At 68.5% G+C, this 25,110-nt stretch carries 20 protein-coding genes; 11 read left to right on the top strand and 9 right to left on the bottom strand.

The features are described 5' to 3' along the window. Positions 1 to 10: 10 nt before the first annotated feature. Both WS87_RS09335 and WS87_RS09330 read right to left on the bottom strand, forming a co-directional pair. Complete coding sequence (locus WS87_RS09335) at positions 11 to 775, bottom strand: TIM barrel protein (RefSeq protein WP_059814394.1); 765 nt, start codon at positions 773 to 775, stop codon at positions 11 to 13. Positions 776 to 927: 152 nt separating this feature from the next. Next, on the bottom strand, positions 928 to 1,821 hold the full coding sequence (locus WS87_RS09330) for a LysR family transcriptional regulator (RefSeq protein WP_059814396.1): 894 nt from the start codon (positions 1,819 to 1,821) through the stop codon (positions 928 to 930). 111 nt (positions 1,822 to 1,932) lie between these two features. On the opposite strand from WS87_RS09330, the gene WS87_RS09325 reads away from it, so the two are divergent. After that, the gene (locus WS87_RS09325) at positions 1,933 to 3,009 is read left to right on the top strand and encodes a YeiH family protein (protein ID WP_059814399.1); all 1,077 of its coding nucleotides are present in this window, start codon (positions 1,933 to 1,935) and stop codon (positions 3,007 to 3,009) included. A gap of 115 nt (positions 3,010 to 3,124) precedes the next feature. Beyond that, positions 3,125 to 4,858, top strand: a complete 1,734-nt coding sequence (locus tag WS87_RS09320; RefSeq protein ID WP_208456483.1) for a ClcB-like voltage-gated chloride channel protein — start codon at positions 3,125 to 3,127, stop codon at positions 4,856 to 4,858. Positions 4,859 to 4,940: 82 nt separating this feature from the next. Here the strand turns inward: WS87_RS09320 and WS87_RS09315 are convergent, their stop codons facing one another. Next, positions 4,941 to 5,561: a TetR/AcrR family transcriptional regulator gene (locus WS87_RS09315; protein WP_059524255.1), complete on the bottom strand. Its 621-nt coding sequence runs from the start codon at positions 5,559 to 5,561 to the stop codon at positions 4,941 to 4,943. A 191-nt stretch (positions 5,562 to 5,752) separates the two neighbouring features. Here WS87_RS09315 and WS87_RS09310 point away from each other — a divergent pair, with 191 nt between their 5' ends. From WS87_RS09310 to WS87_RS09295, 4 genes are all read left to right on the top strand, one after another. Then, the gene (locus WS87_RS09310) at positions 5,753 to 6,862 is read left to right on the top strand and encodes an efflux RND transporter periplasmic adaptor subunit (RefSeq protein WP_059814406.1); all 1,110 of its coding nucleotides are present in this window, start codon (positions 5,753 to 5,755) and stop codon (positions 6,860 to 6,862) included. Continuing rightward, a complete protein-coding gene (locus WS87_RS09305; RefSeq protein WP_059814409.1) occupies positions 6,859 to 10,005 on the top strand; it encodes an efflux RND transporter permease subunit in 3,147 nt (1,048 codons plus the stop codon). The genes WS87_RS09310 and WS87_RS09305 overlap by 4 nt, the downstream gene beginning before the upstream one ends. A 2-nt stretch (positions 10,006 to 10,007) precedes the next feature. Beyond that, complete coding sequence (locus WS87_RS09300) at positions 10,008 to 11,579, top strand: efflux transporter outer membrane subunit (RefSeq protein WP_059814411.1); 1,572 nt, start codon at positions 10,008 to 10,010, stop codon at positions 11,577 to 11,579. A 123-nt stretch (positions 11,580 to 11,702) separates the two neighbouring features. Continuing rightward, complete coding sequence (locus WS87_RS09295) at positions 11,703 to 12,731, top strand: MerR family transcriptional regulator (RefSeq protein WP_059814414.1); 1,029 nt, start codon at positions 11,703 to 11,705, stop codon at positions 12,729 to 12,731. Positions 12,732 to 12,799: 68 nt separating this feature from the next. Here the strand turns inward: WS87_RS09295 and WS87_RS09290 are convergent, their stop codons facing one another. After that, positions 12,800 to 14,182, bottom strand: coding sequence for a sigma-54 interaction domain-containing protein (locus tag WS87_RS09290; RefSeq protein ID WP_059814417.1), 1,383 nt, complete (start codon positions 14,180 to 14,182; stop codon positions 12,800 to 12,802). Between the two features lie 264 nt (positions 14,183 to 14,446). Between WS87_RS09290 and WS87_RS09285 the strand changes: the two genes are divergently transcribed. From WS87_RS09285 to WS87_RS09270, 4 genes are all read left to right on the top strand, one after another. Continuing rightward, positions 14,447 to 15,316 carry an MBL fold metallo-hydrolase gene (locus WS87_RS09285; RefSeq protein WP_442861409.1) on the top strand — a complete coding sequence of 290 codons (870 nt, stop codon included), beginning with the start codon at positions 14,447 to 14,449 and terminating at the stop codon, positions 15,314 to 15,316. 29 nt (positions 15,317 to 15,345) lie between these two features. Further along, a complete protein-coding gene (locus tag WS87_RS09280) occupies positions 15,346 to 17,037 on the top strand; it encodes a bifunctional protein tyrosine phosphatase family protein/NAD(P)/FAD-dependent oxidoreductase (RefSeq protein ID WP_059814423.1) in 1,692 nt (563 codons plus the stop codon). Between the two features lie 18 nt (positions 17,038 to 17,055). Further along, positions 17,056 to 17,862, top strand: coding sequence for a sulfite exporter TauE/SafE family protein (locus tag WS87_RS09275; protein WP_059814425.1), 807 nt, complete (start codon positions 17,056 to 17,058; stop codon positions 17,860 to 17,862). Between the two features lie 138 nt (positions 17,863 to 18,000). Beyond that, on the top strand, positions 18,001 to 19,611 hold the full coding sequence (locus WS87_RS09270) for an RICIN domain-containing protein (RefSeq protein ID WP_082750520.1): 1,611 nt from the start codon (positions 18,001 to 18,003) through the stop codon (positions 19,609 to 19,611). Between the two features lie 86 nt (positions 19,612 to 19,697). Here the strand turns inward: WS87_RS09270 and WS87_RS09265 are convergent, their stop codons facing one another. From WS87_RS09265 to WS87_RS09250, 4 genes are all read right to left on the bottom strand, one after another. Further along, a complete protein-coding gene (locus WS87_RS09265) occupies positions 19,698 to 20,519 on the bottom strand; it encodes an ABC transporter permease subunit (RefSeq protein ID WP_059524235.1) in 822 nt (273 codons plus the stop codon). Then, positions 20,516 to 21,445 carry an ABC transporter permease subunit gene (locus WS87_RS09260; RefSeq protein WP_059691659.1) on the bottom strand — a complete coding sequence of 310 codons (930 nt, stop codon included), beginning with the start codon at positions 21,443 to 21,445 and terminating at the stop codon, positions 20,516 to 20,518. Before WS87_RS09260 ends, WS87_RS09265 begins: the two co-directional genes overlap by 4 nt. Beyond that, positions 21,442 to 22,602 (bottom strand): ABC transporter ATP-binding protein, encoded by a 1,161-nt coding sequence (locus WS87_RS09255; protein ID WP_059814432.1) that lies wholly within the window; start codon positions 22,600 to 22,602, stop codon positions 21,442 to 21,444. The genes WS87_RS09260 and WS87_RS09255 overlap by 4 nt, the downstream gene beginning before the upstream one ends. Positions 22,603 to 22,688: 86 nt before the next feature. Next, positions 22,689 to 23,783, bottom strand: coding sequence for a polyamine ABC transporter substrate-binding protein (locus tag WS87_RS09250; protein WP_059524232.1), 1,095 nt, complete (start codon positions 23,781 to 23,783; stop codon positions 22,689 to 22,691). A gap of 360 nt (positions 23,784 to 24,143) precedes the next feature. Between WS87_RS09250 and WS87_RS09245 the strand changes: the two genes are divergently transcribed. Beyond that, positions 24,144 to 24,347 (top strand): DUF1289 domain-containing protein, encoded by a 204-nt coding sequence (locus WS87_RS09245; RefSeq protein ID WP_027784516.1) that lies wholly within the window; start codon positions 24,144 to 24,146, stop codon positions 24,345 to 24,347. A gap of 75 nt (positions 24,348 to 24,422) precedes the next feature. On the opposite strand, the gene WS87_RS09240 is transcribed toward WS87_RS09245, so the two are convergent. After that, positions 24,423 to 25,064: an OmpW/AlkL family protein gene (locus tag WS87_RS09240; RefSeq protein ID WP_059814436.1), complete on the bottom strand. Its 642-nt coding sequence runs from the start codon at positions 25,062 to 25,064 to the stop codon at positions 24,423 to 24,425. Between the last annotated feature and the right edge of the window lie 46 nt (positions 25,065 to 25,110).

Below are 25,110 nucleotides of genomic sequence, written 5' to 3'. Positions count from 1 at the left end.
CCTTCCTGCGTCACGCGGCGGCGAGCCACGCCACGCGCCGGCCGGCATCGCCCGCCAGATCTGCGGCATCGAACGGGAATTCGATGCCGCGCGGCGCCGCTTGCGGCAGGGCCGCGAGCACGCCCGTGACGAGCGTGTCGCCCGGCGCCGGCGCCACCGCGAAACGGCGCGCGCCCTCGCCCTCGACTGCCTTGCAATGAATGTATTCCACATGCGGCGCGAGCGCGTGCGCGCACGCGAGCGGCGCTTCGCCCGGCCACTGCCAGTTGCCGATGTCGAACGTCATGCCGAGCGCATCGGGCACGCCCGCGTCGGTCAACGCGGCGAACAGCCCGCTGAATTGAGCGAGTGCGCCACCCACCGGCAGCTGGCCGTTCTCGACCACCACGCGGGCACGCGCGCCGCGCGACAGCGCGACGATCCCGGACGCATGCGCGTCGCCGGCGAAGCCGCCGAGCTGGAACTTGACGAAGCGCGCGCCGAGCGCGTCGGCTTCCACGAGCGTGTCGCGCAACACGTCGGCATCGAGCGCGCCGGTTTCCGTGTACAACGTGGCCGGCGTCGAATAGACCGACCACAGCCCGTGCGCGGCGAGTGCCGTGCCAAGCTCGGCCAGCGCGCCGGGCGTCGCGTCGTCGTCCGATGCGAACAGCTCGCGCCGCACCTCGAAACCGGTCGCGCCGGATGCGGCCGCGGTCGCGATGAATGCACGGTGGCCCTCCTGACGCACGCGGTCCATCCCGAATGCGCTCGCCACGATCACGATGTCTGCCATTTCTGCCCTTTTTTCACCGGAATGGAACCGGTTCCATTTGCTTGAGACGGATGGTGCGCTTCGCATCCGGTGCACGCCATAGAGGAAATCCCTAGGCCGGCCGCCGCGCGCCCGCGCACGTGCATCCGGCGTTCCACGACCCGCGTCGGCGCCTATTCGTTGTCGTGCGTGATGCACATGTCGAGGAACTGGGCCGCCACGCGCGACGGCGCGGCGCCGTGCGGCACGAGGATCGAGAAATGGCGCGTGAGCGGCGCCGGGGCCAGCGAGCGCGGCACGAGCGCCGCCTCCTCGTGGCGCAGCGACATCGCGGACACGAAACCGACGCCCATCCCCGCGCGCACGGCCTCCTTCACGGCCTCGACGCCCGCGATCTCGAACGCGACGCGCATCGGCGCGCCGCCATGCGCGAACGCGCGTTCGACGAGCTGGCGCACGCCGGAACCCTCCTCGCGCAGCACGAGCGGATGCGCGGCAAGTGCGTCGAGCGTGACGCCCGCTTCGTATTCCGGCGCGGCGAGCGGATGGCCGGCCGGCACGACCGCGACGATCTCGTCCTCGTGCCACGCATGCACGGCGGTGCCGGGCGGCAGCGCCTCGCCGGGCGGCCCTTCGATCATCGCGATGTCGAGCGACGCCAGCGTGGCAACCACGTCGGCCGTATTGCCGCTCATCGTGTGGATCGCCACCCGCGGCACGCGCGGCTGGAATGCCGCGATCAGATACGGCAGCAGATAGCTGGCGGGCGTCGTGCTCGCGCCGATCCGCAGCGTACCGGCGTCGAGCCCGCGCACGGCGTCGCGGAACGCGCGCGCCTGCGCGAACGTGTCGCGCTGCGCCTTCGCGTACTGCGCGAGCTGTTCGCCGACCGGCGTCAGGCGGATACCGCGGCCCTCGCGCTGGTACAGCGGCTCGCCGAACTCGTCCTGCAGCAGGCGCAACTGGCCCGACACGGCCGGCTGCGACAGATGCAGCGCGACGGCAGCGCGGCTGATGTTCAGATGTTCGGCGACGGCCGCGAACGTTATCAGTTGATCCGGGGTCATGAGCGTTAATTATCGAATTTCCGGATAGCTTACGTCACAAATCACAATTTTTCATATCGATATAACCAAATTAGGATTAAGCCATCGCAACCCGTTTCATCACGGCGCCCCATGTCCACTGCTCCGACTCCCCATCTCAATCACGCCGCCCCGTCGATGCGCGGCCAGTTGAACGGCGTGCTGTTCGTCGCGCTGTTCGCCGCCGCCGTCACCAGTCTGTCGCAACTTCCGGCGATCGCCGGGCTCGGCCTGTCGCCGCTGATCGTCGGCATCGTCGCAGGCGCGCTGTACGGCAACGCGCTGCGCGACGGCATGCCCGCGAGCTGGGCGGCCGGCGTCAACTTTTCCGCGCGCAAGCTGCTGCGCATCGCGGTCGCGTTCTTCGGCCTGCGCGTGAGCCTGCAGGAAATCGCGCAGGTCGGCCTGCCGGGCCTGACGGTGTCGGTGCTGGTCGTCGTCAGCACGCTCGCGATCGGCACCTGGGTCGGCATGAAGGTGATGAAGCTCGATCGCGACGCGGCGCTCTTGACCGCCGCCGGCAGCGCGATCTGCGGCGCGGCCGCCGTGCTCGCGTTCGAGTCGACGCTGCAGTCGAAGCCGCACCAGAGCGCGATGGCCGTGGGCAGCGTGGTGCTGTTCGGCACGCTGTCGATGTTCCTCTACCCGCTCGCGTATCACGCCGGCCTGCTCAATCTCGACCCGGCCGGCCTCGGCCTGTTCTTCGGCGGCACGATCCACGAGGTCGCGCAGGTGGTCGGCGCGGCGAGCGACATCAGCCCGCAGGTCGCGCACGTCGCGACGATCGTGAAGATGACCCGCGTGATGCTGCTGGTGCCGGTGCTGCTCACGCTCGGCTGGTGGCTCGCCCGCTCCGCACGCTCGGCCGGTGCGAGCGCCGACGGCGCGCACGGCAAGCGCAAGGTGGCGGTGCCGTGGTTCGCGCTCGGCTTCCTCGGCTTCGTGATCGTCAATTCGCTGAACGTGCTGCCCGCCGACGTTACGCACACCCTGAACGTGCTCGACACCTTCGCGCTGACGATGGCAATGACCGCGCTCGGCATCGAAACCCGCGTGTCGCAGATCCGCGATGCCGGCCCGCGTGCGCTGACCACCGGCCTGATCCTGTACGTCTGGCTGATCGCCGGCGGCTACGGGATCACCTGGGTCGTGCAGCGCTGGCTTGGCTGAGCCGCGCATCCACGCCGCGACACGCGCCGCGCCCGACGGGAAGGTCCCGCGGGCGCGGCGCAGTGCTATGCTTCGCGTCGTTTTCCTTCGCCCACTTCACCATCCTCTTTCAGCCGTGCTCTCGTTCCTGCTGAAGTTGCGCACTCGCGCCCAGACGCTGTTCCGCCTGTCGGACGCCCATACGATGCTGATCTGGTCGGCCATCGTCGGCGTCGGCGGCGCCTTCGCCACCATGGCGTTTCGCGAAGGCATCGACCTGATGCAGCGCCTGATCTCCGGGCACAGCGGCAGCTTCGTGCAGATGGCGCGAAGCCTGCCGTGGTACGTGCGGTTCTGGATGCCGGCCGCGGGCGGCTTCCTCGCCGGCTGCGTGCTGCTGCTCGCGACGCGCGGCGTCCGGAAATCCGGCAACACCGATTACATGGAAGCCGTCGCGCTCGGCGACGGCGTCGTGCCGGTACGGCAGAGCCTGTGGCGCAGCGTGTCGTCGCTGCTGACGATCGGCAGCGGCGGCTCGATCGGCCGCGAAGGCCCGATGGTGCAGCTCGCCGCGCTCGCCGCATCGCTGGTCGGCCGCTTCGTGCACTTCGACCCGCCGCGCCTGCGCCTGCTCGTCGCGTGCGGCGCGGCGGCCGGCATCACATCCGCCTACAACGCGCCGATCGCCGGCGCGTTCTTCGTGTCCGAAATCGTGCTCGGCACGATCGCGATGGAAAGCTTCGGGCCGATGGTCGTCGCATCCGTCGTCGCGAACATCGTGATGCGGGAATTCGCCGGCTACCGGCCACCATACGAGATGCCGGTGTTCCCGGCCGTGACGGGCCCCGAGGTGCTGCTGTTCGTCGTGCTCGGCGCGCTGTGCGGCGTGCTGGCGCCGCAGTTCCTGCACCTGCTCGATGCGTCGAAGAACCAGTTCAAGCGGCTGCCCGTGCCGCTGCCGGTGCGGCTCGCGCTCGGCGGCCTCGTGGTCGGCGTGATCTCGGTGTGGATTCCGGACGTGTGGGGCAACGGCTACAGCGTCGTGAACCACATCCTGCATTCGCCGTGGACCTGGCAGGCGCTCGTCGCGGTGCTGGTGTTCAAGGTGATCGCGACCGCCGCGACCGCCGGCTCGGGCGCGGTCGGCGGCGTGTTTACGCCGACGCTGTTCGTCGGGGCCGTGTTCGGCTCGCTGTTCGGGCTCGCGATGAACGCGCTGTGGCCCGGCCACACGTCCGCGTATTTCGCGTATGCGATGGTCGGAATGGGTGCGTTCATGGCCGGCGCCACGCAGGCGCCGCTGATGGCGATCCTGATGATCTTCGAGATGACGCTCAGTTACCAGGTCGTGCTGCCGCTGCTGGTGTCGTGCGTGTTCGCGTATTTCGTCGCGCGCGCGACGGGCACGACGTCGATGTACGAGATCACGCTGCGCCACCACCAGGACGCGCAGGAACGGCTGCGGCTGCGCACCACCCAGATGCGCGAGCTGATCCAGCCCGCGCAGACGGTCGTGCCGCTCACTGCGAGCGTCGCCGACATGACGCGCGTGTTTCTCGAATATCCGGTGAAGTATCTGTACGTGACCGACGACGCCGGGCGCTTCCGCGGCGCGGTCGCGTTGAAGGACATCACGTCCGACCTGCTCGACAAGCGCGACACCACCGACAAGACGGCAGCGCACTACGCGCATACGCCGTTTCCGCTGCTCACGCCCGACATGCCGCTCTCGACCGCGCTCGAACGCTTCATGGCATTCCAGGGCGAACGCCTGCCGGTGATCGAAAGCGAGGCCGAGCCGACGCTCGCGGGCGTCGTCTACAAGACGTCGCTGCTCGACGCGTATCGGCGGATGACCGGCGAGCGCTGACCTGTACGGGGCGCGGCGCGCGATACGGCGTCGCCGCATCCTCGCTCGCGGCGCCGTCCGCGCCGACCGACCGCCGGCCCGTTCAGTCCGGCGCGCGCCCCAACACGACCCGCGCGAAGAACCCCGCCAGCACCGATTCGGCCACGTCGGCCGAAACATGCTGCGGATCGGCCGTGTAGTAAGACTGCACGCCGTCGCACAGGCACATCAGCCCGAACGCGAGCGTCTCGGCCGGCAGCAACAGCGGCGTGCCCGCGCGCTCGGCGAAGCGCTGGATGAATTCGGCCATCTGCAGCCGCTTGCCGTGCAGGAACTGGTTGAAGCGCACGCGAAACTTCGCGTCGCGCGCCGCCTGCAGCTTCGCCTCGCCCCACAGCAGCGAATATTCGTCGTCGCGAAACAGCGTCCGGTAGTACGCGAGCGCCATCGACTCCATCTGCTCGCGCGGCCCGCCCACCTCGAAGATCGCCTCGAAATCGGCCCGCACCGAATCATGGTCGCGCTCGAGCAGTTCGAGCAGCAGTTCCGACTTGCTGCGGAAATTCGAATAAAACGCGCCGCGCGTATAGCCGGCCGCCGCCGCGATGTCCTCGACGCTCGCGGCGACATAGCCTTTCTTCAGAAAAATCCGGTGCGCGGCATTCAGCAGACGTTCGCGCGTCTGGTCCCTGCTCTGCTCGCGAGTTAAGCGCTGTGGTTTCATGGCGCGCAGTCTAGCACCAACTCCCTTTCGGATTCATCTTTGCATTCAGATACAGGTGTGTATTAGAATCCGCCACAGTTTCCGAACGACCTCGTTCGACTGTGTTCGTGCGCGCCGGGCCGGCGCCACTCGGGGCAAGCGCCCGCCGCGCTTGCCGGCTTCGCTCCGTTCTCACCTCATCTGGGGGTTTCGTGAATCGCTCCGGTTCCCGCGCCGTGCTGCTGATCGGCACCGCGCTCGTCCTCGCCGCCTGCCACCCGAAGGAAGCCGCGCCGCCCGCGCCGCGCCCGGTCGTCGCGTTGCCCGCGCACGCCGACGGCGCCGCGGCGGCCGCCACGCTGCCCGGCGAGATCCAGCCGCGTTACGCGACGCCGCTGTCGTTCCGCATCGCGGGCAAGATCGTCGAACGCAAGGTGCGGCTCGGCGACACCGTCAAGGCCGGCCAGGTCGTCGCGCTGCTCGATCCGTCCGACGTCGAGAAGAACGCCGCGAGCGCGCAGGCGCAGCTCGATGCCGCATCGCACGGCCTCGCGTTCGCGAAGCAGCAGCTCGACCGCGATCGCGCGCAGGCGCGCGAGAACCTGATCGCGACCGCGCAGCTCGAACAGACCGAGAACAGCTACACGTCCGCGCTCGCGCAGCGCGACCAGGCGCAGCAGCAACTCGCGCTCGCGAAGAACCAGCTCCGCTATGCAACGCTCGTCGCGGACCACGCGGGCACCATCACCGCCGAACAGGCCGACACCGGCCAGAACGTATCGGCCGGCCAGGCCGTCTACCAGCTTGCGTGGTCGGGCGACGTCGATGTCGTCAGCGACGTGCCCGAGGCCGCGCTCGCGTCGCTCGCGCCCGGGCACGCGGCGAGCGTCACGTTGCCGTCGCTGCCGGGCCGCCGGTTCGACGCGAAGGTGCGCGAAATCGCGCCGGCCGCCGATCCGCAAAGCCGCACCTACCGCGTGAAGCTCACGCTCGCCGCGCCCGATCCGGCCGTGCGCCTCGGGATGACCGCGACCGTCGCGTTCGACGGCGCGCCGATTGCCGGCAACGCGCCGAGCATCACGCTGCCCGCGACCGCGCTGTTCCACGACGGCCCGCATCCGGCCGTGTGGGTCGTGCGCACGAAGGACGACACGCTCGAACTGCGCCGCGTCGACGTCGCGCGCTTCAACGAACGCACCGTCACCGTGTCGGGCGGGCTGCAGCCTGGCGAGCGCGTCGTGCTGCAAGGCGTGCACACGGTCAGCGCGGGCGAGAAGGTGCGGCCGATCGCACCGCTGCATGCGGAGGACTTCGCGTCATGAGCGGCCCCCGCGAAGAAGGCCGGTTCAACCTGTCGGCATGGGCGCTGCGCCACCAGGCGCTGGTCGTCTACCTGATCGCGCTCGCGACGCTCGCGGGCATCCTCGCGTACACGCGGCTCGCGCAATCCGAAGACCCGCCGTTCACGTTCCGCGTGATGGTGATCCGCACGTTCTGGCCCGGCGCGAGCGCGCGGCAGGTGCAGGAGCAGGTGACCGACCGGATCGGCCGCAAGCTGCAGGAAACGCCGGCCATCGACTTCCTGCGCAGCTATTCGCGGCCCGGCGAATCGCTGATCTTCTTCACGATGAAGGATTCGGCGCCCGTGAAGGACGTGCCCGAGACCTGGTACCAGATCCGCAAGAAGGTCGGAGACATCGGCTACACGCTGCCGCCCGGCGTACAGGGCCCGTTCTTCAACGACGAGTTCGGCGACGTCTACACCAACATCTGGACGCTCGAAGGCGACGGCTTCACGCCCGCGCAACTCCACGACTACGCGGACCAGCTGCGCACGGTGCTGCTGCGCGTGCCTGGCGTCGGCAAGGTCGACTACTTCGGGGACCCCGACCAGCGGATCTTCATCGAGGCCGACAACACGCAGCTCACGCGTCTCGGCATCTCGCCGCAGCAGCTCGGGCAGGCGATCAACGCGCAGAACGACATCTCGTCGGCCGGCGTGCTCACGACCGCCGACGATCGCGTGTTCGTGCGGCCGAGCGGCCAGTTCGACAACGTCGCCGCGATCGCCGACACGCTGATCCGCATCAACGGCCGCACGTTCCGGCTCGGCGATCTCGCCACCGTGAAGCGCGGCTACGACGATCCGCCCGTCACGCAAATGCGCACCCAAGGCCATGCCGTGCTCGGCATCGGCGTGACGATGCAGCCGGGCGGCGACGTGATCCGGCTCGGCAAGGCGCTCGACGCCGAATCGAAGGACCTGCAGGCGCAGTTGCCGGCCGGCCTCAAGCTGACGCTCGTGTCGAGCATGCCGCATGCGGTGTCGCATTCGGTCGACGACTTCCTCGAAGCCGTCGCCGAAGCGGTCGCGATCGTGCTGGTCGTGAGCCTCGTGTCGCTCGGCCTGCGCACCGGGATGGTCGTCGTGATCTCGATTCCGGTCGTGCTCGCCGTCACGGCCCTGTTCATGTACCTGTTCGACATCGGGCTGCACAAGGTGTCGCTCGGCACGCTGGTGCTCGCGCTCGGGCTGCTCGTCGACGACGCCATCATCGCGGTCGAGATGATGGCCGTGAAGCTCGAACAGGGCTACAGCCGCGCGCGCGCCGCCGCGTTCGCGTACACGAGCACCGCGTTCCCGATGCTGACGGGCACGCTCGTCACGGTGTCGGGCTTCCTGCCGATCGCGCTCGCGAAATCGAGCACCGGCGAGTACACGCGCTCGATCTTCGAGGTGTCGGCGATCGCGCTGATCGCGTCGTGGTTCGCGGCCGTCGTGCTGATTCCGCTGCTCGGCTACCACCTGCTGCCCGAGCGCAAGAAGCACGCGCACGAAGCGCACCTGCCGGACGATCACGAGCACGACATCTACGACACGCGCTTCTACACGCGCCTGCGCGGCTGGATCGACTGGTGCATCGAGCGCCGCTTCGTCGTGCTGCTGATCACCGGCGCCCTCTTCGTCGTCGCGCTGATGGGTTTCTCGCTCGTGCCGCAGCAGTTCTTCCCGAGCTCCGATCGCCCCGAGCTGCTGGTCGACCTGCGGCTGCCCGAAGGTGCGTCGTTCGCGGCGACGCTGCGCGAGACCGAACGCCTCGAGAAGGTGCTCGACAAGCGGCCCGAGATCGACCATTCGGTGAATTTCGTCGGCAGCGGCGCGCCGCGCTTCTACCTGCCGCTCGACCAGCAACTGCAATTGCCGAACTTCGCGCAGTTCGTCATCACCGCGAAATCCGTCGAGGATCGCGAGAAGCTCGCGACGTGGCTCGAGACCACGCTGCGCGACCGCTTCCCGGCCGTGCGCTGGCGCCTGTCGCGGCTCGAGAACGGGCCGCCCGTCGGCTACCCCGTGCAGTTCCGCGTGAGCGGCGACGACATCGCGACGGTGCGCTCGATCGCCGAGAAGGTCGCGGCGACGATGCGCGGCGACGCACGCACGATGAACGTGCAGTTCGACTGGGATGAGCCGGCCGAGCGCTCGGTGCGCTTCGAGCTCGATCAGAAGAAGGCGCGCGCGCTGAACGTCACGTCGCAGGACGTGTCGAGCTTCCTCGCGATGACGCTGTCCGGCACGACCGTCACGCAGTATCGCGAACGCGACAAGCTGATCGCGGTCGACCTGCGTGCGCCGCGCCCCGATCGCGTCGATCCCGCGAGGCTAGCGGGCCTGGCGATGCCGACGCCGAACGGCCCCGTGCCGCTCGGCTCGCTCGGCCGCTTCACGCCGACGCTCGAATACGGCGTGGTGTGGGAGCGCGATCGCCAGCCGACCATCACCGTGCAGTCCGACGTGCGCGCCGGCGCGCAGGGCATCGATGTCACGCATGCGATCGACGCCAAGCTGAATGCGTTGCGCGCGCAACTGCCGGTCGGCTACCAGATCAACATCGGCGGGTCGGTCGAGGAAAGCGCGAAGGCGCAGACGTCGATCAACGCGCAGATGCCGCTGATGGCGATCGCCGTGTTCACGCTGCTGATGATCCAGCTGCAAAGCTTCTCGCGCGTGCTGATGGTCGTGCTGACCGCGCCGCTCGGGCTGATCGGCGTGGTCGGCACGCTGCTGCTGTTCGGCCAGCCGTTCGGCTTCGTCGCGATGCTCGGCGTGATCGCGATGTTCGGGATCATCATGCGCAACTCGGTGATTCTCGTCGACCAGATCGAGCAGGACATCGCGGCCGGCCACGGCCGCTTCGACGCGATCGTCGGCGCGACCGTGCGGCGCTTCCGCCCGATCACGCTGACGGCCGCGGCCGCCGTGCTCGCGCTGATCCCGCTGTTGCGCTCGAACTTCTTCGGGCCGATGGCGACCGCGCTGATGGGCGGGATCACGAGCGCGACCGTGCTGACGCTGTTCTACCTGCCCGCGCTGTACGCCGCGTGGTTCCGCGTGAAGCGCGACGAACGCGACCCGCGCGACGGCCCGCCGCACGACGGCTCGCCTGCCGCGCCGTCGGGAGCCTGATCATGGAACTGTCGATGAACCTGAAAACGAAGACCGCGCGAGCGCTCGCGGCCGTGAGCCTCGCCGGCCCGCTCGCCGGCTGCGCATGGTTCGCGCCGAGCGGCGAGCCGCCCGCGATGCCGTCGCCCGCGCATTACGGCGCCGCGCCGCAAGTGCAGCAGACCGTCGCCGCGCAAGGCGTCGCGCAGCAGTTCGAGGTCGGCGCGCAGCCCGTGCCCGACTGGTGGACGCAGTACCGCTCCGATGCGCTGAACGCGCTCGTCGACGAAGGGCTGCGCAACAGCCCGACGCTCAGCGCGGCTTCGCATTCGCTGGATGCCGCGCGCGAGCAGTTGCGCGGGCAGATCGGCAGCTCGATGCTGCCGTCGATCGACGCTGGCGCCCAGGCCACGCGCCAGCGTGCACTCGGCGTGCCGATCCCCGCGCTCGGCGCGCCGACGCTGCTGTACGACACGTTCGTCGGGCAACTGCAGGCGAGCTACACGATCGACCTGTTCGGCGTGTCGCGTTTCGCGAACCGCGCGCTCGCGAAACGCGTCGACGTCAGCGCGTTCCAGCTCGAATCGGCGCGTCGGGCACTCGCCGCGAACATCGTCACCGCGTCGATCACGGTGTCGGTGCTCAATGCGCAGATTGCGACGACCGAACGGCTCGTCGCGCTCGCGAACGACCAGGCGCACGACGCGCAACGCCGCTACGCGCTCGGCTCGGCGTCGCACAGCGACGCGCTGAACGCACGGCAAAGCGCGGACACCTTCGCCGCGAGCCTGCCCGCGCTGCGCCAGCAGCGCGACTCGGCGCGCCATGCGCTGGCGGTGCTGGTCGGCCGCACGCCCGACCGGCCGCCCGCCGACCTCACGCTCGCCGATCTGCGCCTGCCCGCGCAGGTGCCCGTGGTCGTGCCGTCCGACCTGCTGCAAAGCCGCCCCGATATCCAGGCCGCCGACGCGGGGCTGAAGGCGGCCGCCGCCGAAGTCGGCGTCGCGACCGCGCAGCTGTTCCCGCAGCTGTCGCTGTCGGCGGCCATGGGCAAAGGCGGCTTCAGCTGGCCGACGATGCTGTCGGGCGCCGGCGCGATCTGGAATGTCGGGGCGTCGCTGAGCCAGCCGCTGTTTCACGGCGGCGCGTTGCTCGCGCAGCGGCGTGCGGCGAAGGCCACTTACGAAGCCGCGGTCGACCAGTACAGGCAGACCGTGCTGAGCGCGTTCCAGAACGTCGCCGATTCGCTCGCCGCGCTCGAGCACGACGCGGAGGCGCTCGACGCGTCGTCGCGGGCCGCGCTGTCCGCGCGCGGCGCGTACGACGACGCGGCCGCCCGCGTGCGGCTCGGCGCGTTGCCGCCGTCGGCGGCGCGCGCGAGCGAGCTGCAGTACCGCAACGCGCGGCTCGACGAGATTCGCGCAACCGGCGCACGCTTCGCGGATACCGCGCGGCTCTATCAGGCGATGGGCACGCCGCCGGCCGAGCCGACCGGCAACGCAGCGACGGCCGGGAACGTCGGCAACGCGGATCCAGGCGCTCCCGCCGCCCAGGCACGCGCGACCACGCCCGCCGCGCCGCCGTCACCGCAATAACGCGCCCTTGCCCCGGACGCACGGCGCGCGGAACCACCCCGCGCGCCGATCCGCGATCTTCCGCTTGACCCTCACGTAGCGTAACGTTCGAGACTCCAGTGTGCGCACCGAACGGAGGACACCATGCGGCTGAAAGTGGGAGAACTGGCGAAACGCAGCGGCCTGACCGTCCGCACGCTTCATCACTATCACGCGATCGGCCTCCTGACGCCTTCGGCGCGCGCCGACAACGGCTACCGGCTGTACGACCGCGACGACATCGCCCGGCTCCACCAGATCCAGGCCCTGCGTCGCTTCGGACTGTCGCTTGCCGAAATCGGCGACTACCTGAACCAGCCCGGCACCCCGCTCGTCGAGCTCGTCGCGAAGCAGATCGCGTCGCTCGATCACCAGCTCGCGCAGGCCGCGCAGCTGCGCGAGCGGCTCGTGCACCTGCACGCGCAACTCGCCGCGGGCACCGAGCCGGAACTGGCCGATTGGCTCACCACACTGGAGTTGATGACCGTGTACGACAAATATTTTTCCGAGGAAGAACTCGCGCGTCTGCCGATGTACCGCAAGAGCCAGGCGGGCGACGCCGAATGGATCGCGCTCGTCGCCGACGTGCGTGCGCTGCACGACGCGGGCGTGCCGCCCGAGGACGAGCGCGTGCGTGCGCTCGCCGGCCGCTGGATGGCGCTGCTCGTGCGCGACACGAACAACGATCCGCGGCTGCTCGCGAAGCTGAACCTGATGCACGAGCGCGAACCGGCGATGCAGTCGAAACTCGGCATCTCGACCGTGCTGCGCGACTATGTGCTGCGCGCGTCCTCGGAAACGAAGATGCGGATCTTCGAGAAGTATCTCGCCCCGGACGAGATCCGCTTCATGCGCGCGCACTTCGGCAAACACGCGATGGAATGGCCACAACTGATGGGCGACGTGCGCGATGCGATCGATACGGGCGCACGGCCCGATTCGCCGGAAGGCCGCGCGCTCGCGCAACGCTGGCTCGACCTGTTCCGCAGCTATGCGGGCAACGACCCGGCCACGCACGCGAAATTCCGGCACGCGATGATGACCGAGCCGGCGCTGACGAAGGATTCGTGGGTCGACGACACGCTGCTCGGTTTCATCCGCGAGGCGATGGCGCAGCTTGCGCCGGCGCGTTGACGGCGTAACCCGCGCGGGCTGTGCGTGGTGGTTTCACGCGCCGCCCGCGCGAGCGCGCCGGCTTCCGCTCACCGCTCGCGCACGCCGAGCCCGAGCGCCTTCATCCGCCGGTACAACGTGCGCTCGCTCAACCCGACGTGCTCGGCCAGCTGCTTGCGCGTACCGTCGAACGTGCCGGCAATCCGCACGAGTTCCGCGTCCGACACGCCACGCGTGTCCGCCGCATGCGCGTGCGGCGCGGCCGACGCCGCGACCAGCTCGGCCGGCAGATGCTCGACGCGGATCGTCCCGTCGTCCGCGAACAGGCACGCACGTTCGAGCACGTTGCGCAGCTCGCGGATGTTGCCCGGCCATGCATATGCGTCGAGGCACGCACGCGCATGCTCGGTCAGCACGAACGGTCGCGCGCTCGCATCGCCCGCGCCGGCACGCGCGTTCGCGATGCGCCGCAGGATCGATTCGGCCAGCAGCGCGACGTCGCCGCGCCGCTCGCGCAGCGGCGGCAGCGGAATCGGAAACGCGTTGATCCGGTAGTAGAGATCCTGCCGGAACCGGCCGTCGTCGATCATCTCGCGCAGCGGCTTGTGAGTCGCCGCGACGAGCCGGAAATCCGCGCGCAGCGCCTCGACGCCGCCGACGCGCCGGAACGTCCCCGACTCGATCAGCCGCAGCAGCTTCACCTGCATCGGCAGCGGCACGTCGCCGATCTCGTCGAGAAACAGCGTGCCGCCCTGCGCGGTCTCGACGAGGCCCGGCTTGCGTTGGTTCGCGCCGGTAAACGCCCCCTTCTCGTAGCCGAACAGTTCGCTCTCGAACAGCGTCTCGGCGATGCCCGAACAGTCGACGACCACGAACGGCCCCATCGCGCGCGCGCTCGCCTCGTGCAGCGCCCGCGCGAACAATTCCTTGCCGGTGCCCGATTCGCCGAGCAGCAGCACCGGCAGCATCGACGGCGCGACGCGCTGCAGCGCGCCGAGCGCCGCATTGAACGCGTCGGCGCCGCCGACGAGCCCTTCCGCGCTCGGCTGCGCGGACGCGCTGCGCACGGTCGTCAGCCGCTCGACGTACGCGATCACGTCGCCGCGCGCATCGAAGATGGGCCGCAACTCCACATCGACGTGCTCGGGGCCGCGCGGCGTATGGTGGATGTGCAGCACGCGGTTCAGGCTGCGCGACTCGAGCGCCTGCTTCATCGGGCAATGCTCGCCGGCCTGATCGCACGGCACGTCGTAGTGATGCGAGACCTGGAAGCAGCGCCGGCCAACGTGCTCGACACCCGCCACGCCGAACTGGCGCCGGTACGCATCGTTCGCCGCGAGGATGCGGTACTCGGGATCGACGACGATCATCGGCTGCGGATCCTGCTCCAGATACGCGACGAGCGCGCGCACGTCGGGCATGACGTCGCGCGCCGGCGCGGGAACGATCGGAATGGTGTCGTGCAGATTCATGAGGCGGCTCGGGAATGGATGGACAGTCGGACTGCCAGATCGACTGCCAATTCTGCCACAGCACTGCCATATATGGCAGTCGACTTCGACGATGCCCCATCGGCCGCGCCCGCGGCGCACCGCGGTCGGGCCAGAAATCCGAGCCGAATCAAGTACCTGCCACATCGTCCGGCGTCGCGACGCGGATTGGCATGCTTCTTGAACATGGAATCGCCGATTGCAGATGCAGAACCCGATCGAGGACAACCCGTGAGCCATGCCCCCATGCTGTCGGTCGAAGGCTTTTTCGACCCGGCGACCCATACCGTCAGCTACCTGTTGCTCGACACCGCGAGCCGCGCGTGCGCGCTGATCGACAGCGTGCTCGACTACGACCCGAAATCGGGCCGCACGCGCACCGCCAGCGCCGACCGCCTGATCGCGCGCGTCGCCGAACTCGGTGCGACCGTGCACTGGCTGCTGGAAACGCACGTGCACGCCGACCATCTGTCGGCCGCGCCGTACCTGAAGGCGCATGTCGGCGGGCAGATCGCGATCGGCTCGCACGTGCGCCGCGTGCAGCACGTGTTCGGCACGCTGTTCAACGCCGGCCCGAGCTTCGCGCAGGACGGCAGCCAGTTCGATCGGCTGCTCGACGACGGCGACACGCTCGCGCTCGGCGCGCTGACGATTCGCGCGCTGCACACGCCGGGCCACACGCCCGCGTGCCTGACCTACTGCGTCGACGACGCGACGCAGCGTGCCGCGTTCGTCGGCGACACGCTGTTCATGCCCGACTACGGCACCGCCCGCTGCGATTTCCCGGGCGGCGACGCACGCACACTGTATCGCTCGATCGCGCGCGTGCTCGCCCTGCCGCCCGACACGCGCCTGTATCTGTGCCACGACTACCAGCCGGGCGGCCGCGACGTGCAGTTCGTGACGACCGTGGCGGAGCAGCGCCGCGCGAACGTGCATGTGAAGGACGGGGTGACCGAGGACGATTTCGTCGCCATGCGCACCGCACGCGACGCGACGCTCGACATGCCCGTGCTGATGCTGCCGTCCGTGCAGGTCAACATGCGCGCCGGCCACCTGCCCGAGCCCGAAAACAATGGCGTGCGTTACCTGAAGATCCCGCTCGACGCGATCTGAGCCGCCGCCCCGACCGGAGAACCCCCGACATGACCATCCGTTCGCTGACCGACCTGCTGTCGGTCTCGCCCCAGATCGCCGCGACCGACCTGCCCGCGCTCCACGCGGCCGGCATCCGCACGATCGTCTGCAACCGCCCGGACGGCGAAGGCGCCGACCAGCCGACCGTCGCCGAGATTCGCGCCGCCGCCGCGCCGCTCGGCATCGCCGTCCATTACCTGCCCGTCGATACCGGCAAGGTCACCGACGATCAGGCCCGGCAGTTCGACGCGCTCGTCGCGTCGCTCGCCGGCCCGGTACTCGCATACTGCCGCAGCGGCACGCGCTCGGCGACGCTGTGGGCGCTGTCGCAGGCCGACAGGCGTCCGGCCGGCGACATCGTCGCGATCGCCGCCACGGCCGGCTATGACCTCGCCGCGCTCGCGCCGCGTCTCACACGAGGTTCCGCGCAAGGACTCGCGCAGGACGGCCGCCAGGCCGCGCCGGCCGTCGACGCGCGGCACGACATCGTGATCGTCGGCGCGGGCGCGGCCGGCGTCGCGGTCGCGTCGAGCCTGCTTGCGCGCGACGCATCGCTCGATATCGCGGTGATCGACCCGGCCGAGACGCACTACTACCAGCCCGGCTGGACGATGGTCGGCGCAGGCGTGTTCCGGCCCGACACGACCGCGCGCCGGATCGTCGACCTGCTGCCGCGCGGCGTGAAATGGATCCAGGCCGCCGTCGCCGGCTTCGAGCCCGACGCGCACACCGTGGTGCTCGATGGCTGCCGGCGCATCGGCTACCGCAAGCTGATCGTGTGTCCGGGGCTCAAGCTCGACTGGCACGCGATCGACGGCCTCGCGGAAACGCTCGGCCGCAACGGCGTCACGTCGAACTATCGCTACGACCTCGCGCCGTACACGTGGGAACTGGTGCAGGCGTTCCGCGGCGGCAACGCGCTGTTCACGCAGCCGCCGATGCCGATCAAGTGCGCGGGCGCGCCGCAAAAGGCGATGTACCTGTCGTGCGATCACTGGCGGCGCACGGGCCGCCTCGGCGCCGCGAACGTCGAGTTCCTGAATGCGGGCGCCGCGCTGTTCGGGGTCGCCGACTACGTGCCCGCGTTGATGGAGTACGTGAAAAGCTACGACATCGCGCTGTCGTTCGGCCACAACCTCGTCGCGATCGACGGGTCCGCGCGGCGCGCGACGTTCCGGCGCGCGTTGCCCGACGGCGGCACGGAAACCGTCGAGCGCGCGTTCGACATGATCCACGTCGTGCCGCCGCAGAAGGCGCCCGATTTCGTGCGCGCGAGCCCGCTCGCCGATGCGGCCGGCTGGATCGACGTCGATCCGGCGACGCTGCGGCACAAGCAGTTCGCGGACATCTTCGCGCTCGGCGACGTCACCAACACGACCAACGCGAAAACCGCCGCGGCCGCGCGCAAGCAGGCGCCCGTCGTCGCGCACAATGTGCTCGCGTCGCTGGGCCGCGCGCACGGCGACGCCGCGTACGACGGCTACGGGTCGTGCCCGCTCACCGTCGAGCGCGGCAAGATCGTGCTCGCCGAATTCCTCTACGGCGGCAAGGTCGCGCCGACCTTCCCCGCGTGGCTGATCGACGGCAGGCGTCCGTCCCGGCTCGCGTGGCTGCTCAAGGAGCGCCTGCTGCCGCCGCTCTACTGGAAGGCGATGCTCAAGGGCCGCGAATGGCTCGCGAAGCCCGCGATCGCACGTTGACCGGAACCCGATGACACCATGCTGATTTCCCTCGTACTCGGCAGCCTCGTCGGCGCCGTGCTCGGCCTCACCGGCGCGGGCGGCGGCATTCTCGCGGTGCCCGCGCTCGTCGTCGGGATGGGCTGGCCGATGCAGCAGGCCACGCCCGTCGCGCTCGTCGCGGTCGCGGGCAGTGCCGCGCTCGGCGCGCTCGAAGGGTTTCGTCGCGGGCTCGTGCGCTATCGCGCGGCGCTGTTGATGGCCGTGGCGGGCGTGCCGCTCACGACGCTCGGCGTGAAGCTCGCGCACGTGCTGCCGCAACGCGTGCTGCTGGCGCTGTTCGCGCTGACGATGCTGGTCGTCGCGAGCCGCCTGTTGCGGCAGGCACTCCGCCACGCCTCCGGCGACGCGGACGAATCGCGGTTATGCGTCGGCCGCGTGAATCCCGATACGGGCCGCCTCGTGTGGTCATGGCCGGTCGGGCTCGCGCTCGCGTCGACCGGCGCGGTGACGGGGCTGATGACGGGCTTGCTCGGCGTCGGCGGCGGCTTCGTGATCGTGCCGATGCTGCGCAAGTTCACGAACGTGTCGATGCACGGCGTGGTCGCGACGTCGCTGATGGTGATCGCGCTGGTCGGCACCGGCGGCGTGCTCGCGACGCTCGTGTCGGGCACGCGCGCGCCGCTCGACATGATGCTGTGGTTCACGGTCGCGACCGCGATTGGCATGGCAATCGGACGCAATGCGTCCCGGCACCTGTCCGCGCGGCACGTGCAGGCCGGCTTCGCCGCGGTGCTCGTCTGCGTCGCGCTCGGGCTGCTGGCGAAGGCGGCGTTCGGCGCGTGAACCGGGGCGCGGGAATCGCCCCCGCGTCCTGCGCAGGAGCCGCCCGCGCCGTCGCAAAACCGCCGCGAGCCGCATGCTAGACTCCCCGCGCGCCGTTGCCCGGCGCGTCGACACCAACAAGAACAATGGAGTCCGGTCATGCACATCGGTAAACGAGGAAGCGCGGCACTTGCCGCACTGCTGTTGACGCCACTCACCGCGCTAGCCGCATCCGCCTATACGGCGACGCTGACGCTCGCCAGTCTCTCCCCGTCGGTCGGCGGAACCGACAAGGCAACGCTCAAGCTCGCCAACACCGGCACCGCGCCCGCTGCCGCCGGGCTCTTCATCGGCATGCCATCCGGTTTCAGCGCGAGCAGCCTCACCAGCACGTGTGGCGGCACGCTCACCGACGACGGCACGTCGCGCATCGCGTTGTCGGGCATGACGGTGCCGGCGGGTGGCACCTGCACGCTCGGCTTCACGCTCGGTGTGCCGCCGGTCGCGGCGCTGCCGCCGGCAGGCGCGCGCAGCTTCACGATCACGGCCGATACGGCCGCAGGGCTCGCGACGCTGACGGCCGCCACCGCGCCAACGCTATCCGGTTTCCTCGGCTCGACACCTGGGCTCTACAGCAACACGTGGTTCCCGTCGTCCGTGCGCAGCGTCGGCACGCTCGACCTGTTCATCACGCCGGCAACGGACCCGGGCCCGAACTCGAACGTCTTCTGGTCGAACCAGATCGGTTCGCTCAACGGCTACACCGGCCTGCAGTCGACCGAGCTGGTGTCGGCCAGCGAAGGCGTCGGCAAGCAGTTCCTGTTCAGCCTGTGGGGCGCGACCGCCGCCAAACCCGGCACGCCCGCGAGCGCGGGCATCGGCGCGGGAAGCTATTGCACGGTCAGCGGCTCGGCGACGGACGGCAGCGCGGGCGCGCAATGCCGCTATCGCTACGAATGGCACGCGGGCCACACGTACCGGTTCCGCATCACGCCGGACACGAGCCAGGGCCCCGGCTGGTTCAAGAGCAACGTGACCGACGTGACGAACGGTACAACCGGCGACAGCTTCGATATCGGCAGCATCTACGTCGGCACCACGCAGACGCAGGTGCCCGTCGGCTGGATCAGCCAGTGGGTCGAATATTTCGACTGGAACTCGAGCCGCACGAGTTGCGCGTCGATCGCGCATACGGACGCGCAGTTCAGCATTCGCGCGTATGACGCGATCGGCAACGCAGTGTCGGTCCCGGCACCCTCGGTCACGGTCAACAAGTCGTGTCCGGCGAGCTATGCGACCGCGTCGCAAGCGAATGGCGTCGCCACGCTGATCGGCGGGCCGCAGCAATCGGCCGCCGGCCTCGTAAAAAGCGGCGGCGCATGCCTGACGGCGTCGGGCGGCCTGACCGACGGCAGCGTCGCAACGCTCGGCGCATGCCCGACGCTCGCGTCGGTGCGCGCATCCGGCGGCACGCACTTCAATCCGCAACTGTGGGTCGTGGCCAGCGACGGCACGCTGCAGACCAAGTACAGCTACTGCCTCACCGCGCAGGCGCCCGGCTCGGCCAACGGCGCGCTGCTGCGCACCTGCGTGCCCGGCACGGCGAGCCAGCAGTGGCAGGTGAAGGCCGGCACGCTGCCGGGCACAGCGCAACTCGTGTCGCAGGCCACCGGCCGCTGCCTCGCGCCGGCCGGCAGCGCCGCGACGCTGCAGGCTTGCACTATGGCCACGGCAGTGTGGAAGACGCCCGGCAAGAGCTTCGCATACTGAGCGCCTCGGCGCGGTACATAAGGAAAACGCCCGGTCCGACTCGACGTCGGCACCGGGCGTTTTTCATGACGACAGCCGTGCGCGCGTCAGGTCGCGAACGACATCATCCGCTTGCGCTCCTGACGCAGCATCACGAAGTTCGCGATCACCACGCCGGCCGTCACCGCGACGATGAACAGCGTCGCGAGCGCGTTCATCTCCGGGTTCAGGCCGAGGCGCACGCGCGAGAACACGACGAGCGGCAACGTCGTCGAGCCGGGGCCCGACAGGAACGCCGACAGCACGAGGTCGTCGATCGACAGCGTGAACGACAGCAGCCAGCCCGCGATCAGCGCCTGCGAGATCAGCGGCAGCGTGATCGTGAAGAACACCTTCAGCGGCGTCGCGCCCAGATCGAGCGCGGCTTCCTCGAGCGACGGGTTCAGTTCGCGCACACGCGACTGCACGATGATCGCGACGTAGGAGATGCACAGCATCACGTGGCCCAGCCAGATCGTGAACACGCCGCGCTCGGCCGGCCAGCCGATCCACTTCGCCAGTTCGATGAACAGCAGCAGCAGCGAGATCCCCTGGATCACCTCGGGAATCACCAGCGGCGCGTTGATCATGCCGCTGAACAGCGCGAAGCCGCGAAAGCGGCCCATCCGCGCGAGCACGAAGCCGGCCCACGTGCCGATGAACACCGACGCGAACGCGGTCAGCACGCCGATCTTCAGCGACAGCCATGCGGCCGTCAGCAGTTCGTCGTCCTCCACGAGCGCCGAGTACCAGCGGAACGAGAAACCCGACCACACGGTGACGAGCTTCGACTCGTTGAACGAATAGACGATCAGGCTGATGATCGGGATGTACAGGAACGCGAAACCGGCGAAGAGCGCCGCGAACTGCAGGTAACGATTCGGCTTCATCGACGGCGGCCCTCCTGCTCCTTCGCCTGGAAGTGCTGGAACATCGCCATCGGCACGAGCAGCAGCAGCACCATCGCGCAGGTCACGGCCGATGCCATCGGCCAGTCTGCGTTATTGAAGAATTCATTCCACATCACGCGGCCGATCATCAGCGTGTTCGCGCCGCCGAGCAATTCCGGAATCACATACTCGCCGACCGCCGGAATGAACACCAGCAGGCAGCCCGCGATGATCCCGTTCTTCGACAGCGGCAGCGTGATCTGCACGAACGCCCTCCACGGCCTGGCTCCCAGGTCGTACGCAGCCTCGAGCAGGCGCAGGTCCATCTTCACGAGGTGCGCGTACAGCGGCATCACGAGGAACGGCAGGTACGAATACACCATCCCGATGTACACCGCGTAGTTCGTGCGGTACAGCTCGATCGGCGTGTGGGTCAGGCCGATCCACATCAGGAAGTTGTTCAGGAGCCCGTTGTTCTTCAGGATCCCGATCCATGCGTACACGCGAATCAGGAACGACGTCCAGAACGGCAACATCACGCCCATCATCAGCAGGTTGCGGGTCGCCGGGTTCGAACGCGCGATGTAATACGCCATCGGATAGCCGATCAGCAGGCACAGCAGCGTCGTGATCGCCGCGACCACCACGGAATTCACGTAGGTCGCGAAATACAGGCTGTCGGTGAGCAGGAACGCATAGTGCGACAGATTCAGCGCGATGTGCACCACGCCGTCCGCGTATGACGCGAGTTCCGTATACGGCGGAATGCCGAGCTGCAGCTCCGCGAAACTGATCTTCACGACCAGCACGAACGGCACGAGGAAGAACAGCACGAGCCACGTGTACGGCCCCGCGACGACCGCCGAGCCGCCGGTCAGGTTGAAGCGCCGCACGGGCCATGCAAGCAGGGACTTGAGCGTGCTCATGACGTCAGCACCACGCCCGCGGTCGCGCTCCAGCGCACGTAGATCTCGTCGCCGAGCGACGGGGTGTCGAGCTCGGAGATCGCGAGGCTCGACACGTTCGCGATCACCGTCTTGCCCGCATCGAGCTTCACGTGATACAGCGAATAGCCGCCCATGTACGCAACGTTGGTGATCTTGCCGCGCGCCCAGTTGAACGCGCCCTCGGGCGGCTTGCGCGTGAGCGCGATCCGCTCGGGGCGCACCGACACCGTGACCGGCATCCCGAGCGGGCCCGTGATCCCGTGGCTCACGTACAGCCGGCTCGGCAGCTCCGGCGATTCGATGTAGACGTAGTCGGGTTCGTCCTCGACGGTGACGCCTTCGAACAGGTTGGTCGAGCCGATGAACTCGGCCGAGAAGCGGCTGTTCGGATATTCGTAGACTTCGTTCGGCGAGCCGATCTGCACGATCTGCCCTTCGCTCATTACGGCAAGCCGGTTCGCCATCGTCATCGCCTCTTCCTGGTCGTGCGTGACCATGATGCAGGTGACGCCGACCTTGTTCAGGATGTTGACGAGCTCGATCTGCGTGCGCTGGCGGATCTGCTTGTCGAGCGCCGACATCGGCTCGTCGAGCAGCAGCACCTTCGGGCGCTTGACGAGCGAACGCGCGAGCGCGACGCGCTGCTGCTGGCCGCCCGACAGCTGGTGCGGCTTGCGCTTCGCGTACTTGCTCATCTGCACGAGGTCAAGCGCCGCCGCGACGCGCTCCTTCAGCTCCGCCTTCGGCGTACCTTCCTGTTTGAGGCCGTATGCGACGTTCGATTCGACCGACATGTGCGGGAACAGCGCATACGACTGGAACATCATGTTCACGGGCCGCTTGTACGGCGGCATCTGCGCGAGGTCCTCGCCGTCGATCAGGATCTTGCCCGACGTGACCGTCTCGAGACCCGCGAGCATGCGCAGCAGCGTCGACTTGCCGGAACCCGAGCTGCCGAGCAGCGCGAACAGCTCGCCCTGGCGCACCGTCAGGTTCACGTTGCGTACCACTTCGGTCTCGCCGAATTTCTTGACGACGTCGACAATCTGAACAAAGTTCTCGGCGCGCGCGTCGGCGCCGGACGAAGGAACGAAGGACGGCGCGCCCGCGACCGGCGCACCCGACTGGCTATTCATGATGTGCTGCTTCTCTCCTGCGTTTGACGAACAAAGCCCCCGGGGACACCAGGGGCTTCATGACTGCTGGCCTGCTCCGGCTCGCTTCAGCGGCCCGATTTCAGCTCGGTCCACAGACGCGTCTGCAGACGCTGGATTTCAGGCGGCAGCGGCTTGAGCAGGAACAGCGTCTTCACGACGTCGGCCGGCGGGTAGACGGCCGGGTCGTTCGCGACGTCCGGCCGCACGTACTTGCGTGCCTCGGCGTTCGCGCTCGGGTAGTACACGGCGTTCGTGATCGCCGCGTGCACCTTCGGATCCTCGATGTAGTTGATCCACTGCAGCGCGGCGTCCTTGTTCTTCGCGTCCTTCGGGATCGCCATCACGTCGAACCATACCGGCGCGCCGCCCTTCGGAATGTAGTACTCGACCTTGTACGGCTTCTTCGCCTCGATCGCGCGATGCTTCGCGATCACGACGTCGCCCGACCAGCCGAACGCGAAGCAGATGTCGCCGCCGACCAGGTCGTTGATGTAGCCCGACGAGTTGAACTGCGTGATGTACGGGCGGATCTTCTTCAGCACTTCCATCGCGGCCTTGTAGTCGGCCGGGTTCGTGCTCATCGGATCCTTGCCGATGTAGTGCAGCGCCGCCGCGAACATCTGGTCCGGCGCGTCGAGCACCGACACGCCGCAGGTCTTCAGCTTCGAGATGTTTTCCGGCTTGAACAGGATGTCCCAGTTGTCGAGCGGAACCTTGCCGAGCGCCTGCTGCGCCTTCGTCAGGTTGTACGCGAGACCGGTCGTGCCGTACGCCCAGGGCACCGAATACTTGTTGCCCGGGTCCGCGCCGGCGACGAGCGCCATCAGTTGCGGATCGAGGTACTTGAGGTTCGGCAGCTTCGACTTGTCGAGCGGCGTGAAGATGCCGGCCGCGATCTGCTTGCCCGCATAGTTGCTGGTCGGCACGACGATGTCGTAGCCCGAGCTACCCGTCAGCAGCTTCGCCTGCAGCGTGTCGTCGCTGTCGTAGTTGTCGTAGCGAACCTTGACGCCCGCCTGCTTCTCGAAGTTCGGGATCGTGTCCTTCGCAATGTAATCGGACCAGTTATAGACATTGAGCTGCGTATCCTTCGCCGCCGCCGCCGATGCACCCACGCACAGCGCTAGCGCTGCGAACCGGCCCACTACCTTTGCTTTCATCCCGTTCTCCCTCCGGCCGAACCCGTGTCCGGCTGCCGTCTGCCTCGTCATGGCGGCGCATCCCGGCACGCCGCCCCTCGAAAACCCCGAACGCTACCACCATTCGCGCTCCGTCACAAAAAAATCATGCCGGTGTCGCGCAAACGGAACAGATTGCCGCCGCCGGCCGCTCGGGCGGCCCGCGCAGCGGGGCGTTCCGGGGGAATTCTATCGGGTAATCGGCGTCTGTCCATCAGGAAAAGAAGGCGGCCGCGAAACCGTCCGGACGGGTGACCGTCGCGCCGCCGGGATCGCGGCCGGGGCGCGTCGTCGCGATGCATTAAAATGACGCCCTGACGATTCAACGCGCGAACCCTTCCGATGGCCTCCAACCTCCACGACCTGCCCGACAGCCCCTGCATCGGCGTGTGCTCGACCCTCTTCGACGAAGTCTGCAAGGGCTGCGGCCGCACGGCCGGCGAAGTGTCGAACTGGGTGTTCCTGAGCGACGACGAGAAACGCGCGGTGTGGGAGCGCATCACGCGCGAAGGCACCGCGATGCGCTTTCAGTACGACAAGCTGTAAATCCGTCGCACAAAAAAAGAGCGGCATGCCGACTGCCATGCCGCCAACCCCAACTCTGTTCTTTTTCGCTCGCGTCTAGAACTTCATCCCGACGCCCACGCCGACGATCAGCGGATCGATGTGCAGCGTGCCGATGCCCTTGTCGCCGAGCGTCGCATCGGTGCTCATCCAGATCTTCTTCACGTCGACGTTCATGAACACCTTCTTCGTCAACTGCACGTCGACGCCGAACTGCAGCGCGGGACCGAAGCTGCTCTTGTTGATCGACACGCCTTCCCCGCCGACGTTGAGCCCGTTGTTGTAGAAGTACGTGTAGTTCAGGCCCGCGCCGACGTACGGCCGCACCTTGCCTGCATGGTTGAAGTGGTACTGCAGCAGCAGCGTCGGCGGCAGCACGCCCACGCCGCCGAGATTGCCGAGGCTCGATGTCATCTGGTGCCGCGACGTGCCCAGAATCAGCTCCACGCCCAGGTAGTCGCGGATCATGTAGGTGAAGTCGAGTTCCGGCACGATCGCGTTGTTCACGCCTGTATTGATCGCGCCGAGCGTATCGCTCGCGCGCTCGTTCGGCTGGATGCTGATCGCGCGCAGCCGGACCAGGACGTCACCCTGGTTGATCCCGTCTCCCGCCGACGCCGCGTTTGACAGCGAGGGCAGCGTGACGAGGCTCGCCGCCACGGCGGCAGCGGTGATGCATGTTCGAATCGTTTTGTGCATGGTACGGACCCCTTGTAGAATTTATTCCATTCTCCATGTAGGGTCT

It is taken from the genome of Burkholderia sp. MSMB0856, assembly GCF_001524645.2.
In the GTDB taxonomy this organism is placed as follows: Bacteria; Pseudomonadota; Gammaproteobacteria; order Burkholderiales; family Burkholderiaceae; genus Burkholderia; species Burkholderia diffusa.
The sequence above is the reverse complement of the archived record's forward strand: the minus strand, read 5'-3'. Positions and strand labels throughout refer to the sequence as shown.